The following is a 15,679-nucleotide window of genomic DNA, read 5'->3' as shown; positions in this document are numbered from 1 at the left end:
CCTCCGACGAAGGCAACAGGCTCAGCGCATCGGGACGAGCCCTGCCGGCGTCGCGGCGACGATGCGGCGGCCGGGCTCGACGCGCACGTCGTGCAGTCCCGTCAGCGTGCCGAAGGCGGGCAGCATGCCGACATCGCGATCGAAGACGAAGGCGGGCAGGCGATGCTTGCGCCAGCCGTCGCGGACGGCCACGCCGGGATGGACGTGGCCGGCGAGCGTGTAGCCGCCGTCGTGCCGTTCGGGATGGTGCGCGAGGACGAACGGGGCGACGTCGAGGTGTCCCGGGCGCACGTCGATGCCCAGGGACGCCACGTCGAAGTGACGATCGTGGTTGCCGGCGATCAGCAGCATCTCGGTGGCATGGTGACGGCGGCGCCAGGCCCGCACGTCGTCGACCCACGCGCTGCGTTCGGTCGCGTTGCCGTGGACAAGGTCGCCGAGTACCGCGAGCGTCGCGGGAGCGAATGTTTCGATCAGCCCGTCGAGGCGCGCGAGATCGTCCTCGGTATCGCCGCTGGGCACCGCGATGCCCGCACGGCGGAACACCGCGCCCTTGCCGAAATGGACGTCCGCCACCATCAGCATGCGACGGGCGGGCCAGTAGAGCGCCCGGTGCGCATGCAGCGTCAGCCGCTCGCCGGCGACTTCGATGTCGTGCGTCATCATGCGTCCGCCCCCGCTTCCAGCGAGGCGAGCATCCGCTCGACGCGCGTCTTCCAGTCGTCCGCCGCGATGCCGCCGCGCAGGCGTTCCACCCATAGCGGGAACGCGAGGGGACTCAGACGCTTCGTCTCGTGCCAGACGAGCCGCGACCGGGCGACGCGAAGCAGGCACGCACGCAGGCGCGAGTAGTCGAGCTGCTGGTCGAGCACCTCGCGCTCGGCCTGCCAGAGCAACGGATGGGCGGGGTCGTGGCGGCGCAACACGTCGAACAGCAACCCGCTCGACGCCTGCAACTGGCGTAGCGTCTTGCCCTGCGCCGGATAGCCGTTGAACACGAGACCGGCCACGCGGGCGATCTCGCGGAACTGGCGCCGGGCGAGCTCGGAAAGATTGATGCTGGCGCGGATGTCGGTACGCAGGCCCCACGGATGCAGCAGCCGGCGCATCGTCTCCGCGTCGAGGGCCGGCATGCGCGCGGCGGTGATCGTCAGGCCGTAGTCGTTGACGGCGTAGCCGTAATCGCCCGGACGCATTTGCGCGAGGCGATAGGCGAGCACGGCCGCGAGTCCCTCGTGCGCCAGGCGTCCCGCGAACGGAAAGACGAACAGGTAATCGCCTTCGCGGGTGCGCGTCGCCTCGCACAGCGTTTCGTCGATGGCCGGGATCGACGACTGGTTGTCCTGGACGGCGAGCAGTGGACGCAGCGCGCGCATCTCCGCCGTCCCGCCGCTGCCGCCGGCGAGGGTGAGGCGAAGCTCGTCGGAGAGTTCACCGGAGAGCGGCATGCGTCCCCCCATCCAGCGCGGCACGCCACCGCGGCGATGCGTCGACGCTCGCACGTACGCCGTCATGTCGCGGACGCGGACCAGTTCCAGATGCCGTCCGGCGAACAGGAACTTGTCGCCCGGCCGCAGGCGGGACACGAAGCTCTCCTCCACGCTGCCGAGGCGCGCGCCCTTCATGTAGCGCACCTGCAGCGTGCCGTCCGAGGTGATCGTGCCGATCGACAGGCGATGCATGCGCGCGATGCGTCCGCTGTCGACGTGATAGCGGCCGTCGGTCTGCACCAGTTTCTGGTATTCCGGATAGCTGGCGAGTGCGGAGCCGCCCGTCTGCAGGTAGGCGAGCACGGCGTCGAACTGTTCGCGCGGCAGGTTGGCATAGGCGAGCGACGACGTGATTTCGGCGTACGCGGCGTCGGCGTCGAACCCGCCGCCGAGCGCCATCGTCAGCAGGTGCTGGGCGAGGACGTCGAGGCAGCCACGCATCGGCCGCCGCGGTTCGAGGTGACCGGTCTCGAGCGCATGCCGCGCGGCAGCTATCTCGGCCAGTTCGAGCAGATGGGTGGGCACGCAGAGGATGCGCGACGGCATGCCGGGCTGGTGGCCGCTACGGCCCGCGCGCTGAAGGAGGCGGGCGACGCTCTTCGGACTGCCGATCTGCACGACGCGTTCCACGCTCGCGAAGTCCACGCCGAGATCGAGGCTCGACGTGGCGACGACGCAGCGTAGTGCGCCGACGCGCAGCGCTTCCTCCGTCGCGAAGCGCAGCTTCGGATCGATGGAACCATGATGCAGGGCGAGCGTCTCCGGCGCCTCCGGCCAGACCGACGACAACGCCTCGTGCCAGAGTTCCGCCTGCGAGCGCGTATTCGCGAACACCAGACTCGTGCGCGCGCCGAGCACGGCATCGAGCACCCGCGGCAGTTGCGACAGGCCCAGGTGTCCCGCCCAGGGGAAGCGCTCGCCTGCCTCCGGCAGGGCGGTTTCGATGATCGTCTTCTTCTTCGTGGCGGCGCCGATGAGCACGCCGTCGCCCGCCAGGGCGTGCAGCGCCTCGTCGAGATTGCCGAGCGTGGCGGACAGGCCCCAGGTGCGCAGTTCGGGGAGCCAGTGGCGAAGACGCGCGAGGCCGAGCTGGAGGAGCGTGCCGCGCTTGTTGCCGATGAGCTCGTGCCACTCGTCCACGACGATCCCGCGCAGGCGCGTGAAGCGCTCGCGGGCGTCCGGATAACTGAGCAGCAGCGCGAGGCTTTCCGGTGTGGTGACGAGCAGTTCGCACGCACCGCGGCGCAGCTTCGCGCGCTCCGCGCTGCCACTGTCGCCGGTACGCCGCAGCACGCGCCACGGCAACTCCATCGCCCCCACCGCGGCGGCGAGGTGTTGCGCGGTATCGGTGGCCAGCGAGCGCAACGGCGTGATCCACAGCAGTTGCAGCCCCGTCTGCGGGTTGAGCACGGCGTCGATCAACGGCCCGCCCGCCGCCGCGAGCGTCTTTCCGGTGCCGGTCGGCGCATGGATGAGCCCGTTCCGGCCGTCCCGCCACGCGCGCCATGCCGCGCGCTGGAACGGCGCGGGACGTCGCTCCTGCGTCGCGAACCACGCGACGAGGCGCGCCTCAGCCCGACGCCAGGCGGCGGAGGTCATCGAGCTTGTCGGCATCGCGGATCGCGAGGTCGGTGCGCCAGCGGAGGATGCGCGGGAATCGCACGGCCACGCCGGCCTTGTGACGGCCGGAGGCCTGGATGGCTTCGAAAGCGAGTTCGAACACGTGGGTCGCCTCGACCGAGCGCACGGGACCGAAGCGGTCGATCGTGTGGGCACGGATCCAGCGGTCGAGACGGCCGATCTCGGCATCGTCCAGGCCCGAATAGGCCTTGGCGACGGGAACCAGCGCGTCGCCGTTCCACACGCCGAAGGTGTAATCGGTGAAGAGTCCCGAACGCCGGCCATGGCCGGGCTGCGCGTAGAGCAGCACCGCGTCGATCGTGTACGGGTCGACCTTCCACTTCCACCAGTCGCCGCGCTTGCGACCGACGCGGTAAGGGGAGTCGAGGCGCTTGAGCATCAGGCCCTCGGTGCGGCGCTCCCGCGATTCGACGCGAACGGCGGCCAGCGCCTCCCAGTCCGGCGCGTCGACCGCGGGGGAAAGCATCAGCGTCGGGCCGCGGTCCTCGATCAGCGTGGCGAGCAACGTCCGGCGCTCGGCGAGGGGGCGCTCGCGCAGATCGTCGCCGCCGAGCTCGAGCAGGTCGTAGGCCATGAGCCGTACGGGGGTGTCGGCCAGGAGTTTCGCGCCTGGCTTGAGCTTGCCGATGCGTTTCTGCAGGGCGGCGAAAGGCAGCGGATGCGCCTCGTCGAGCGTCCAGGCGAGGATCTCGCCGTCGAGCACGCATCCCACGGGAAGATCGGCCGCCGCGGTTTCGATCTCCGGGAAACGGCCATCGAGTCGTTCTTCGCCGCGCGACCAGATGAGGGCATGATCGTCCCGACGCATCAGCTGCGCGCGGATGCCATCCCACTTCCATTCCGCGAGCCAGTCGCCGACCTCGCCGAGCGACGCGACGTCCTGTTCCAGCGGCGACGCGAGGAAGAACGGGTAGGGGCGTTCGCCGGCATGTTCGTCCGCGCGCTCGGGACCCGCCAGCGCGACGAAGGCTTCCGCGCCCGGCTTCCACGTGCCGCTGAGCCGGTGGGCGATCAGATCCGTCGGCAGGTCGGCCCATTGCGCGAGCGCCTGCACGACGAGGCGATGCGACACGCCGACACGCAACGAACCGGTGAGCAGCTTGTTGACGAGGAAGACCTGCTCGCGCGGCAGGCCGCGCCACCATTCGCGCAACAGCTCGATGCGTTCGGGCGATTCCAGGCGCCCGAGGGACGGCAGGCGCGCCTCCATCCACACATGGAGCGGCGTGTCTTCGTGCGCCTGCTCCTCGCGGGGAAGCATGAGTGCGATCGTCTCGGCGAGGTCGCCCACGTGCTGGTAGCAGTCGTCGATCAGCCAGTCGGCGTAGCCGGTCTCGCGGGCGAGGGCCGTGCGCAGTTCGGTGGACGACGCGGTGCGTTTCAGCTTGCCACCGCCCAGGACGTACACCGCCCACGCCGCGTCCTGCGCGGGCGCGTCGGCGAAATACGCCGCCATGGCGTCACGCTTGGCCGACGTCGACGACGTGCGGTCGAGGATCTCGAACAACGCGGCGAAGCGGCGCATCAGTCGCCTTCCTCGCTGCTGCGCAGATCGGGCATCGTGCCACCGAGCGAACGCAGCGGAAACGCCTCATGGCCGGTATCGCGCAGATGGCGGACGAGCGCCTCGCCGTCGCCGTGCGTGACGTAGATGCGCTTCGCGCCACAATCGTCGACGCTGCGCAGCAGGCCTGGCCAGTCGGCGTGGTCGGAGACGACGAAGCCGCGGTCGTAGCCGCGCCGCCGCCGTGCGCCGCGCACCTGCATCCATCCCGACGCGAAACCGGTGGAGGCCTTGCCGAAGCGTCGCATCCAGGTCGAACCCGCGGCCGACGGTGGCGCCATGATGAGCTCGCCCGCGAAATCCTTGCCGCGCGCCGATTCGCTCACGGGAGCCGTCGGCAGCATGCGCACGCCGGCCTCGCGATAGGCTTCGACGAGCCGCAGCATCGCCCCGTGCAGGTGGACCGTGCGGTCGGTGCGCGCGGCCATCTCGGCCAGCACGCGCTGCGCCTTGCCGAGCGCGTAGCAGAACAGCACCGCGGCGACGCCGCGCTCGCGGCACTCGTCGAGCCAGCCGAGGATGTCGCTGACGACGTCGTGCATGGGTGGCCAGCGATAGATGGGCAGGCCGAACGTCGATTCGGTGACGAAGATGTCGCACGGCACCGGCTCGAACGGCTCGCAGGTCGGATCCGGATCGCGCTTGTAGTCGCCGGAGACCACGGCGACCTTGCCGCGGCCTTCGATGCGCACCTGCGCCGCGCCGAGGATGTGTCCGGACGGATGCAGCGAGATCGTCGTGTCGCCCAGGGTGAAGCGTTCGGACCAGTCGTGTTCGTGGATGACCGAGCCGGCGCCGAGGCGTTCGCGCATCAGCGCGCCACCGGCGCGCGCGACGTGGTAGAGCGCGCTGCCGGATCGCGCGTGGTCGCCGTGCGCATGCGTGACCACCGCACGCGCCACGGGTTGCATGGGATCGATGAAGAAATCGCCCGCGGGGCAGTACAGCCCTTCGGGACGGGGTAGCAGCAGGTCGCTGTCCATGTCCGCGAAGGTAGGGGCGGGATCGTCAACGGGGCGAAAAGATGCTCCGCTTCAGGCCACGAACTGCAGCCGCGCGAGTTCCGCGTACAGGCCGCCTTCGGCCAGGAGGCTTTCGTGCGTGCCTTGCGCCACGATCCGTCCGTGCTCCATGACCACGATCCGATCGGCGCGCTGGACGGTGGCCAGGCGATGGGCGATCACGAGCGTCGTGCGCCCTTTCTCCAGCCGTTCCAGCGCGTGCTGGATCGCGGCTTCGGACTGGGCGTCCAGTGCCGAGGTGGCTTCGTCGAGCAGGAGCAGGGGAGCGTCGCGCAGGATGGCCCGCGCGATGGCGATGCGCTGCTTCTGGCCGCCGGACAGCCGCACGCCACGCTCGCCGAGGGCGGCCTCGTAGCCTTCGGGCAGCGCGGCGATGAAGCCGTCGGCCTCCGCGAGCCGGGCGGCTTCGCGTACCTCGTCGTCCGTGGCGTCGGCGCGGCCGAAGCGGATGTTGTCGGCCGCCGTGCCGCCGAAGATCACGGTTTCCTGCGGCACGAGCGCGATCGCGCCACGCAGTTCGGGCAGGGCGAGCGCGCGAAGGTCCACGCCGTCGAACCGGATCGCCCCGGAACGCGGATCGTGGAAACGCAGCAACAGGCTGAACACGGTGCTCTTGCCCGCGCCCGACGGACCGACCAGCGCGACGGTTTCCCCCGGCGCGATGTCGAGATCGAAGTCGACGAGCGCGGGAACGTCGGGACGCGACGGGTAGCGGAATTCCACATGATCGAAACGCAGGGCGCCCGTGACCGGACGCGGGAGCGGTTCCGGCGCCTCGGGCGTGCGGATCGCCGGCTGCTCGGCGAACAGTTCCCCGATGCGCTCCATCGCGCCGGCGGCGCGCAACACGTCGCCCCAGACCTCGGACAGGCCGGCCACCGAGCCGGCCGCGAAGATCGCGTAGAGCACGAACTGGCTCAGCACACCGGGCGCGAGATCGCCCGCGATGACGTCGCGCGCACCGGCCCAGAGCACGAGCGTGATGGCACCGAAGATCAGGACGATGACCGCGGCGGTCAGCAGCGAACGCATGCCGATGCGACGGCGCGCGGTGGCGAGCGCGAGGGCGATGGCGCCGGCGTACCGACGGCTTTCGATCGGCTCGCGCGCATACGCCTTGACCGCCTGCGCGGCGTTGAGCGTTTCGTTGGCGACGGCGGCGGCATCGGCGATGCGGTCCTGGCTGTGCCGCGAGAGTTTCTGCACGCGGCGGCCGAAGACAAGGATCGGCAGCATCACGGCGGGGATCACGAGCGCCGTCAGGCCGGCGAGGCGCGGGCTCGTCCAGGCCATCGCCACGGCGGCACCGATGAGCATGACGGCGCTGCGCAGCGCGACGGAAATGCCGGAGCCGACGAGGGTCTGCACCACTTCCGTATCGGTGCCGAGGCGCGAGGTCAGCTCGCCGACGCGCGTGCTTTCGTAGAACCCCACGTCGAGGTCGATCACGTGCGAATACAGCGCCGTGCGCAGCGAGGCGAGCGAACGTTCGCCAAGCAGGGCGATGCAGTAATAGCGGGCGGCGGTCGCGAGCGCGAGGACGACCGCGACGCCGAACAACCCGAGGAACGTGCCGTTGATCGTCGCCAGATCCGAGGCGAGGAAGCCATGGTCGATGATGTGCCGCACGGCCACCGGCAGCAGCAGCGAGGCGCCCGAGGAGAGGCCGAGGAAGACGAGCCAGCCGATCGCCAGGCCCTTGTGCGGCTTGAGGAAGGGCCAGAGGTTGCGGAGCGCCCCGATCCTGCGTGAAGTCTCCCTGCGCTCTTGCGTCATGCCTGCCTTGCCCTTGTGCGGATTTCTGCACGGATGGGGTTCGCGAGGTCGTTATTCAACACGAGCCCCGAGTTCAGGCATCGAGGCGGCGGGGAACGACGCGACCCCGCGTCAGGTCGCGAACCCGGTCGGCGATCGCGTCACGCTGATCGTGCGGGGCCCGCACGATCAGCGTGACGCCGTCGGCGTGGAAGGTCTCCTCTTCGATCGTCACCTCCATCTCCCGCAGGCGCGCGGCGATCAGCGCCAGTTCGCCGAAGTCGCAGCGCAGCGACAGGCGGCCCGTCGCGACGATCGGGACGCGGGGTGCGAGTCGCAGGCACTCGGCGGCGGAACCACCGTACGCGCGCGCGAGGCCGCCCGCGCCGAGTTTGATGCCGCCGTACCAGCGTGTGACCACCACCGCGACGCGGTCGCAGCCCTGGCCGTCGATCGCCTGCAGGATCGGCCGGCCCGCGGTGCCGCCTGGCTCGCCGTCGTCGTTGAAGCGATAGGCGTCGCCGATGCGGTACGCCCAGCAGTTATGCGTCGCCGCCGGATCGCCCGCCGCCGCGAACCATTCGAGCGCTTCGGCCGGCGTCGCGACGGGCGACGCCTGGGCGACGAAGCGGCTCTTCCGGATGTCCTCCTCGTGACGCCATGCGGCCACGAGCGTTTCCAGTGGCCGACTCAAGGCGTGAGGTCGCGCAGGTCCTGGGGCAGCTCGTAGCGCGGGTAGCGCTCGCGCAGTTCGCGAAGCCGCCGCAGGGCCTCGTCGCGCTGCCCTCGGCCCAGCAGTCGACGGATCTCGCCGACACGATCGTCCGGGCCGAGTGCCGGATTCGCCGCGAAGCCCTGTGCCGCGGCGGGGGCGGGCGCGCGTATCGCCTGCACACGAAGCCGGGGCGGTTCGTCGGCGATGTCCGCGGGTGGCGACGGCGGAGGCGGCGGAGCGGGTGGCGCCGGGGCGACCGGCGGTGCCGGAGGCGCCATGGGTGCGGCCGGCACGGGCGCGGCCATCGGCGCCGCCGACATGTGCTTCATGGGCCGTCGCGCCGTCGCGTCGGCAGCCTTGCTTCGTGCGGCCGGCGACGATGCCGGTGTCGCGGCGGGTGCCTCGGCGTTCGCTGGGCTGGCCGCTTCCGGCACGGCGATCGGCACCTGCTCGCGCACGATGGCGGCCGGTGCCGACGAGGCCGCCGGCGGGTGCGCGTCGCGCAGTTGCCAGGCGAGGCCCGCCGCCAGCACGAGCACCGCCGCCGAGCCGAGGGCGACGGGCCAACGCGAACGCAGGCGAGGCGTCGGGTAGCTCGTCGCGGCGTGGCGGACCCGCGCGTCGAGCGCGGCGTCCGGCTCCGCCTTCGGCAGGCGCGCGTACATCGCCGCGAGCTCGCGCTCGTCGGGCAGGTCGTCGTCGTTCGGCGGAGGCGTGTTCGGGTTCATGGCTGTGCCGTCATCTGTTCACGGACCCGGGCCATCGCATAGCGCAGGCGCGATTTCGCCGTTTCCTTACCCACGCCCGTGATGCTGGCGATGTCCTCGATGGACAGTTCGTTCTCCATGCGCAGGACGAAGGTCGTGCGCTGATCGTCGGGCAGGCTTTCGATCGCCTGCTGCATGCGCCGCCGTAGCTCGAAGTCGGAAAGGGCGTGCTCGGGCTGCTCCCGTTCGGGCGCGGCTTGCGCGGCGAAGACCACTTCGGCCTCCTCGGCGCCCGCCTGCGGGCGCCGCTTCCGGAAGGTGTCGATCGCGAGGTTGTGGGCGATCTGCAGGAGCCACGTGGTGAACCTCGCCTCGGGCCGGTAGCGCGCGCGTGCCGCCACCACGCGACTCCAGGTTTCCTGGAACAGCTCGTCCGCCGTGCCGCGGTCCTTCACCGTGCGCAGCAGGAAACGGTAGAGCGGCCCCTTGTGACGCGCATAGAGCTCGTCGAAGGCGGCCGCGCTCCCGCTCGCCCAGGCGAGCATCAGTACGCCATCGTCGGCCGAACGTGCATCCATGGCGCGGAAGGTTACGGCATCGCCCCCGCCATTTCGACCAGGTGCACGAATTGCGCGCGATAGCCGTGCTCGTCCGTGCCGCGTGCGCCGCGTGCCAGATCGGCGACCTTGTCGTAGCCGAAGCCGTCGCTGTACTTGCCACCGCGCAGGTGGTCCGCGAAGGCCGCCACCGCCGCGGCGAAGCGCAGGCGTTCGCTCGGCGCGGCCGCCGCGTCGGCGGACAGCGGCCGTTCGATCAGGCGGCTCGGGCCGCCGTCGGGCGACTTGTAGCGCAGTCGCAGGAAGCCCAGTTCGCCCGACGGCCGCGACGCTTCGACGGCGCGCGGCGCATCCGCGGCGTAACGCAGCGGATCGACGTGCGCTCCCTTGGACCCCCGCAGCGTGATTTCGTAGAGCGCCGTGACGTTGGCGCCCGCGCCGATGTCGCCGGCGTCCACGGCGTCGTTGTTGAAGTCCTCGCGCGCGAGCGCGCGCTTTTCGTAGCCGATGAGGCGGTACTCGGTCACGACCGCCGGATTGAACTCCACCTGCACCTTCACGTCCTTCGCGATGGTCATCAATGTCGCGGACATCTCGTCGACGAGCACGCGGCGGCCTTCCTCGAGGCTGTCGATGTAGTGGTGACTGCCGTTGCCGGCGTCGGCGAGCGTGACCGCCATCGCGTCGTTGTAGTTGCCCTCGCCGAAGCCGAGCGTGGTCAGGGCGACCCCGCCGCGGCGCTTCTGCGCGATACGATCTTTCAGCGCCTCGATGCCCGTCGTGCCGACGTTGAAGTCGCCGTCGGTGGCGAGGATGACGCGGTTCACGCCGTGGGGGATGAATCCTTTCGCAGCCTGTGCGTACGCGAGGTCGATTCCCGCCGCGCCGTTGGTGGAGCCGCCGGCGCCGAGCGCGTCGATCGCCGCGAGGATCGTCGCGTGGCGATCGCCGGGCGTGGACGGAAGGGCGACGCAGGTCGCGCCGGCGTACGTGACCAGCGAGATCCGGTCCCGTGCGCGCAGCTTCGGGACGATCTGTTTCAGCGACGCCTTGAGCAACGGTAGCTTGTCGGGCGAATCCATCGAGCCGGAGACGTCGACGAGGAAGACGAGGTTGCTCGCCGGGATATCCGCCGCGGGCACGTCGTAGCCCTGAACGCCTACCAGCAGCAACTGGCGTTCCGCGTTCCACGGGGCCGGGGCGAGTTCGGTCGTCACCGAGAATGGCTGCTCGCGCGACGCGGGCTTTGCGTACCCGTAGTCGAAGTAATTGATGAACTCCTCGCTACGCACCGCATCCGCGGGCGGCAGTCGCCCTTCGGAGAGCATGTGCCGCACGTTGGTGTACGAGCCCGTGTCCACGTCGAGGCCGAAGGTCGAGACCGGATCGGTGGCCGCGAGGTGCACGGCGTTCTGATCGCGATGCGTGTAGTTGTCGCGGTCCACCGGGGCGTAGGGCGCGGGCAGCGACATTTTCCCGCGCGTTGCCACGGGAGGCGAGGCCATGTCGCGAGACGCTGGCGCCGCCAGGGCCGCGACCATCGGAGCCTGCTCGACGATCGCCGCCGGCGGCGAGGGTGGCGGTGGCGGCGCGGCCAGTGCGCGTATCGGCAGCGGATGCGGATGCGGGTAACGGCCGTCGGACATGCAATCGACCGCCGCATCGGGTTCTCGCGGCGCGACGGCGCGTTGCGACGCGGTGGCGGGATCGGGCGCGGTCATGCCGGCGGCGGCGACCAGACCGGCGAAGAGCAAGGGGAGGGTGACGCGGAGCGTGTTCATCGTGCATGACCTCGTGGGGGACATGACGGTGAAACGGAGCAGGGGGTGAAACGGGGTTAACTCATGCGCCGGGTGTCGGCGCGGGCGGCGCCGAGCCGCGGGCCGTCGGGTGCGCCGACCCGGTTCCGACCCGACTGCTTGGCCCGGTACAGGGCCCTGTCCGCGGCATTGAGCAGGTCCAGGGGGCCGCCGTCGGAGCTTGGATGCGCCAGGCCGACCCCGATGCTGATCGTCAGGCGCTGGAATGGGCTCGCCGGGTGCGCGATCTGCAACGACTCGACGTGCGTGCGCAGGGACTCGGCCAGCGCGAGCGCCTCCCCGGGACGCGTACCGGGCGCAACGACGGCGAACTCCTCGCCGCCGAAACGCGCGATGAAATCGCCGGCGCGCGTGCCATGCGCCAGCATGCCCGCGGCGAGGGCGCGCAGGCATTCGTCGCCGGCGAGGTGGCCGAAGCGGTCGTTGTATTCCTTGAAGAAGTCGACGTCGATCATGAGCAGCGCGATCGGCTCCTGCTGGCCCTGGCGGTGCCATTCGCGCAAGAGGCGCTCGTCGAGCGCCCGACGGTTGGCGAGCCCGGTGAGGCTGTCGACGAAGACGAGGCCCTGCAACTCGTCGCGACTGCGCGAAAGGCGGAATTCCTCCTCGACGAGGTCGACCTGGGCGAGCGTGCCGCGCAGGCCGATCCCGATCACCGCGGCGATCGCGCCGACGATGCCCAGCGTGGGATAGCCGGGGATCACCATCAGGCCGAAGCCGAGCACGCTCATGGCGAGGAACGTGGGGCTGGCGCTCTGCACGAAGCGCACGAGGTAGACGGGCGGGTGCCAGTGGCGTTGCGGCTGGCGCGTGACCGCGGCGATGAACAGCGCGAGGAAGGGCAGGTCGAGCAGGGCGTCGAACGGCGATGTGCCGAACTCCGGATGACCGGCCAGCGCGACGTGGTGGTTGTAGACGTAACCGCAGATCGCATACGTCACGAAGAACGCCGTGACGCCGCGGAAGAAGAAGTGATCGTCCTTGCGGTCGGTGGCGACGTATCGCAGCAGCGCCGCCATGGCGAGGCACGCGTTCTCGAAATCGAGCATGTAGGCGACGTCGGTCGCCTGTTGCGTGCCCATGGCCCCCTGCACGGAGACGATGGAGAACGTGCGCACGTAGAACAGCACGCCCAGGAGCGTCGCCAGGACGAGGTCGATCGACATCGCCCAGCGCTTTCGCGCGGCCACCGGCGCGGACGAAACGGAAACCAGCACCGGCAGCACGTACAGGATGTAGAAGAACATGCTGTCGCCGGGCGCGGGATTCGAGTTGTCCAGCACGTAGTTCTGCCGTGCCGATAACGCCATGCCGGTCATCCACAGCGCGAGGCTGGCCAGCAGCAGCCACCAGCGCCGGTCGCGCGGGGTGCCGGAGCGCGTCCAGGCGTACACGACGCTGCCCATCGCGAGGGCGGCGACGCCGAAAAAGAAGACATACGAAATCGCCATGCCGGGGAGCGGCACGGTGAGCAACGCCAGAGCATGAGCCGCGGCGATAGCGACCGCGGCGATCCGGGCTTTCATGGCGAGCCTCCCGCCACCTGCAACCTGGTAGTCATATCGGCCGGCTCGTCGGGATGTTTAGGCACGCGGGCTCATCCGCCTCCCCCCGGAGGACGCAGCGCCATGGTAAAGGCGCGGGGTGGCCATGTGTGAAGAAGTCCGGCAAGCATGCCGCGGAAACGGCGAAAACCGTACAAGATCGCGATTCATGCGAATCGGTAATCTCACCTGTTCCGGGCAGTCGACTTGGATTCGCCGCCCATGGGTCGCAGGATGGGGAGACCCCCTGAGGAAAGAGGAACGCGCCATGTCCGAACGTCCCCGCAGGATCCCCGGTCCCGATCATCCCATCACCGTCGAACCAGCCGGTGGCCGTGTCGTCGTCCGCTACGGCGACGAGGTGATCGTCGACTCCCGCGCCGCCCTCGTGTTGCGGGAGGCGAGCTATCGCCCCGTCTTCTACCTGCCGCGCGACGACGCGCGAATGGAGGCGCTGCGCCGCAGCGATACCCACACCTACTGCCCGTACAAGGGCGAGGCGTCGTATTTCAGCCTCCCGGGCGACGCGCCCGGCGCCACCGACGCCATCTGGACCTACGAGGCCCCCTACGACGCCGTGGCGCCGATCCGGGACCACCTCGCCTTCTACGCGGACCGCGTCAGCATCGAGCACACGCCGGACTGATACCCCGCCGCACCACGGAGTTCCCCATGCACGCCATGTTCGACACCCCCGCGCCGCCCGGCGCCGCCGCCGCGCGGCCAGGACCCGCCGCCGCCTCGACGGCCGACCGTTTCGACACGGTCAGGGCCCGCACGCTCGCCCTCGTCGCCTCGCTGGGGGCGGAAGACATGGTGGTGCAGTCGATGCCCGATGCCAGTCCGGCGAAGTGGCACCTGGCGCACACGACGTGGTTCTTCGAAACCTTCCTGCTCGGTCCGAACCTTCCGGGTTACGGCGTCTTCGACCCGGACTTCGGCTACCTCTTCAACTCGTACTACGACGCGGTGGGCCCCCGCCACCCGCGGCCCATGCGCGGGCTGCTCACGCGTCCGGCGACGGAGCACGTGCTGGCGTATCGCGAGCATGTCGACGCCCACATGCGCGTGCTTCTGGCACAGGGCTTGTCCGCGGACCTCGCGGCGCTCTTCGAGCTGGGCCTCGCTCATGAGGAGCAGCATCAGGAGCTCCTGGTGATGGACGTGCAGCACCTGTTCGCGCAATCGCCACTGAAACCGGCGTTCGATCCGGCGTGGCCGGGGCTTCCCTCCGAGGGCGTCGCGGGGTTCCGCCCGGTCGGTGGAGGGCCGGTGCCGATCGGCGTGAAGAACGGGGCCTTCGCCTTCGACAACGAAGGTCCCGCGCATACGGTCTGGCTCGAGCCCTTCGAGATCGCCGACCGCCTGGTGACGAACGGTCAGTGGCTGGCCTTCATCGCGCAGGGCGGCTACCGGCGTCCGGAACTGTGGCTGTCCGATGGCTGGGCGCAATGCCAGGAGGAAGGCTGGGACGCGCCGCTGTACTGGCAGCACGACGGCACCGCCTGGTCGCACATGACCCCCGGCGGCTGGCGTCCGGTGGATCCCGACGCCCCCGTCGTGCACGTCAGCTATTACGAGGCCGACGCGTTCGCCCGCTGGGCCGCCGCGCGGCTGCCGACCGAAGCCGAATGGGAGCACGCCGTTCGCACGCGCGACGACCTGCGCCAGATCGACGACGTGGCCTGGCAGTGGACCGCGAGCGCGTACGCGCCGTACCCCGGCTTCAAACCGGCGGACGACGCCGTGGGCGAGTACAACGGCAAGTTCATGAGCGGCCAGATGGTGCTGCGGGGCGGCGCCTGCGTGACGCCGGCCGGCCACGCGCGTCCGACGTACCGGAACTTCTACCGTCCGGCGCAGCGATGGATGTTCTCCGGCGTGCGGCTCGCACGCGACGGCGGCACCGCGCCGGACACCGATCGCCTGGCCTTCCTGCGCGACACGCTCGCCGGTCTGTCCTCGGCGCCGAAGACGTTCTCGCCGAAATACTTCTACGACGCGACGGGCTCCGAACTCTTCGAAGCGATCTGTCGGACCGCCGAGTACTACCCGACGCGCACCGAGACCGCGCTCCTGCGCGACATCGCACCGGCGCTCGCGGCGTCGATCCCCGAAGACGCCGTGTTGCTGGAACTGGGCAGCGGCGCGAGCGACAAGACGCGCATGCTGCTGGACGCCGCGCCCTGGATATCCGCTTACGTGCCGGTGGACATCAGCCCCGACGCGCTCGATGGCGCGGCGAAGCGCCTTCGCGCCGCGTATCCGTCGCTGACCGTGCATCCGCTGGTCGCCGATTTTACCCGCGATATCGAGGTTCCCAGGGCGTTCGCCGGCCGGCCCGTGGTCGCGTTCTTCCCGGGCTCGACGATCGGCAACTTCACGCACGACGAGGCGGCCGATCTGCTGCGCTCGGTGCGCGAACGACTCGGTGAGGGAGCGCGGTTCATCGTGGGCGCGGACCAGGTCAAGGACATCGACGTGCTGCTGGCGGCGTACGACGATGCCGAAGGCGTCACCGCGGCGTTCAATCGCAACGTCCTCGTGCGGGTCAACCGCGAGCTTGGCGGCGACTTCGACGTCGACGCGTTCGAGCACCGTGCGCTGTGGAACGCGGAACGCGAACGCATCGAGATGCATCTCGTCAGCCGCGTCGACCAGCATGTGACGATCGCCGGGCGAACGTTCCCTCTCGCGGCGGGCGAATCCATCCACACCGAGAACTCGCACAAGTTCACGCCCGCGTCGTTCGCGCGGCTCGCGGCCCGTGGCGGGTGGCGCGTCGAGCGCGAGTGGATCTCGGCGGATCCGGCGTTCGGGGTCTATCTGCTGGAAGCGATCGACTGACTCGATGCCTTGTGGGA

The 15,679-nt window shown here is 70.2% G+C and carries 12 protein-coding genes; 2 read left to right on the top strand and 10 right to left on the bottom strand.

All coding sequences use genetic code 11. From position 1 onward, the window contains the following. Positions 1-21: 21 nt before the first annotated feature. From pdeM to BMW54_RS06195, 10 genes are all read right to left on the bottom strand, one after another. Positions 22-666, bottom strand: a complete 645-nt coding sequence (gene pdeM, locus BMW54_RS06245) for a ligase-associated DNA damage response endonuclease PdeM (protein ID WP_175472787.1) — start codon at positions 664-666, stop codon at positions 22-24. Next, positions 663-3,089 carry a ligase-associated DNA damage response DEXH box helicase gene (locus tag BMW54_RS06240; RefSeq protein ID WP_254779107.1) on the bottom strand — a complete coding sequence of 809 codons (2,427 nt, stop codon included), beginning with the start codon at positions 3,087-3,089 and terminating at the stop codon, positions 663-665. Before BMW54_RS06240 ends, pdeM begins: the two co-directional genes overlap by 4 nt. After that, complete coding sequence (locus BMW54_RS06235) at positions 3,061-4,656, bottom strand: ATP-dependent DNA ligase (protein ID WP_090053851.1); 1,596 nt, start codon at positions 4,654-4,656, stop codon at positions 3,061-3,063. Before BMW54_RS06235 ends, BMW54_RS06240 begins: the two co-directional genes overlap by 29 nt. Beyond that, complete coding sequence (locus BMW54_RS06230) at positions 4,656-5,678, bottom strand: ligase-associated DNA damage response exonuclease (protein WP_090053849.1); 1,023 nt, start codon at positions 5,676-5,678, stop codon at positions 4,656-4,658. The genes BMW54_RS06235 and BMW54_RS06230 overlap by 1 nt, the downstream gene beginning before the upstream one ends. A 51-nt stretch (positions 5,679-5,729) precedes the next feature. Further along, positions 5,730-7,493, bottom strand: coding sequence for an ABC transporter transmembrane domain-containing protein (locus tag BMW54_RS06225; RefSeq protein ID WP_090053847.1), 1,764 nt, complete (start codon positions 7,491-7,493; stop codon positions 5,730-5,732). Positions 7,494-7,566: 73 nt separating this feature from the next. Then, on the bottom strand, positions 7,567-8,142 hold the full coding sequence (locus tag BMW54_RS06220; RefSeq protein WP_254779104.1) for an IMPACT family protein: 576 nt from the start codon (positions 8,140-8,142) through the stop codon (positions 7,567-7,569). Positions 8,143-8,162: 20 nt separating this feature from the next. Next, the gene (locus tag BMW54_RS18485) at positions 8,163-8,915 is read right to left on the bottom strand and encodes a hypothetical protein (protein ID WP_139206053.1); all 753 of its coding nucleotides are present in this window, start codon (positions 8,913-8,915) and stop codon (positions 8,163-8,165) included. Next, the gene (locus BMW54_RS06205; RefSeq protein ID WP_090053839.1) at positions 8,912-9,472 is read right to left on the bottom strand and encodes an RNA polymerase sigma factor; all 561 of its coding nucleotides are present in this window, start codon (positions 9,470-9,472) and stop codon (positions 8,912-8,914) included. The genes BMW54_RS18485 and BMW54_RS06205 overlap by 4 nt, the downstream gene beginning before the upstream one ends. 11 nt (positions 9,473-9,483) lie before the next feature. Then, complete coding sequence (locus BMW54_RS06200) at positions 9,484-11,232, bottom strand: vWA domain-containing protein (RefSeq protein WP_090053837.1); 1,749 nt, start codon at positions 11,230-11,232, stop codon at positions 9,484-9,486. 56 nt (positions 11,233-11,288) lie between these two features. After that, the gene (locus BMW54_RS06195) at positions 11,289-12,797 is read right to left on the bottom strand and encodes a GGDEF domain-containing protein (protein WP_090053836.1); all 1,509 of its coding nucleotides are present in this window, start codon (positions 12,795-12,797) and stop codon (positions 11,289-11,291) included. A 286-nt stretch (positions 12,798-13,083) separates the two neighbouring features. Between BMW54_RS06195 and BMW54_RS06190 the strand changes: the two genes are divergently transcribed. Together BMW54_RS06190 and egtB are read left to right on the top strand one after the other, a co-directional pair. Continuing rightward, positions 13,084-13,461, top strand: coding sequence for a DUF427 domain-containing protein (locus tag BMW54_RS06190; RefSeq protein WP_090053834.1), 378 nt, complete (start codon positions 13,084-13,086; stop codon positions 13,459-13,461). A gap of 26 nt (positions 13,462-13,487) precedes the next feature. Then, a complete protein-coding gene (gene egtB, locus BMW54_RS19150; RefSeq protein ID WP_217642618.1) occupies positions 13,488-15,662 on the top strand; it encodes an ergothioneine biosynthesis protein EgtB in 2,175 nt (724 codons plus the stop codon). Positions 15,663-15,679 lie beyond the last annotated feature (17 nt).

Origin of the sequence: Luteibacter sp. 329MFSha (genome assembly GCF_900111665.1) — a bacterium.
GTDB lineage: Bacteria > Pseudomonadota > Gammaproteobacteria > Xanthomonadales > Rhodanobacteraceae > Luteibacter.
This window is presented reverse-complemented; position numbering and strand designations above follow the sequence as displayed.

What these genes read in the sequence shown, in the direction of transcription:
- pdeM (WP_175472787.1), bottom strand. Translation starts at nt 666, where the DNA reads ATGATGACGCACGACATCGAAGTCGCCGGCGAGCGGCTGACGCTGCAT.
- BMW54_RS06240 (WP_254779107.1), bottom strand. Translation starts at nt 3,089, where the DNA reads ATGACCTCCGCCGCCTGGCGTCGGGCTGAGGCGCGCCTCGTCGCGTGG.
- BMW54_RS06235 (WP_090053851.1), bottom strand. Translation starts at nt 4,656, where the DNA reads ATGCGCCGCTTCGCCGCGTTGTTCGAGATCCTCGACCGCACGTCGTCG.
- BMW54_RS06230 (WP_090053849.1), bottom strand. Translation starts at nt 5,678, where the DNA reads ATGGACAGCGACCTGCTGCTACCCCGTCCCGAAGGGCTGTACTGCCCC.
- BMW54_RS06225 (WP_090053847.1), bottom strand. Translation starts at nt 7,493, where the DNA reads ATGACGCAAGAGCGCAGGGAGACTTCACGCAGGATCGGGGCGCTCCGC.
- BMW54_RS18485 (WP_139206053.1), bottom strand. Translation starts at nt 8,915, where the DNA reads ATGAACCCGAACACGCCTCCGCCGAACGACGACGACCTGCCCGACGAG.
- BMW54_RS06205 (WP_090053839.1), bottom strand. Translation starts at nt 9,472, where the DNA reads ATGGATGCACGTTCGGCCGACGATGGCGTACTGATGCTCGCCTGGGCG.
- BMW54_RS06200 (WP_090053837.1), bottom strand. Translation starts at nt 11,232, where the DNA reads ATGAACACGCTCCGCGTCACCCTCCCCTTGCTCTTCGCCGGTCTGGTC.
- BMW54_RS06195 (WP_090053836.1), bottom strand. Translation starts at nt 12,797, where the DNA reads ATGAAAGCCCGGATCGCCGCGGTCGCTATCGCCGCGGCTCATGCTCTG.
- BMW54_RS06190 (WP_090053834.1), top strand. Translation starts at nt 13,084, where the DNA reads ATGTCCGAACGTCCCCGCAGGATCCCCGGTCCCGATCATCCCATCACC.
- egtB (WP_217642618.1), top strand. Translation starts at nt 13,488, where the DNA reads ATGCACGCCATGTTCGACACCCCCGCGCCGCCCGGCGCCGCCGCCGCG.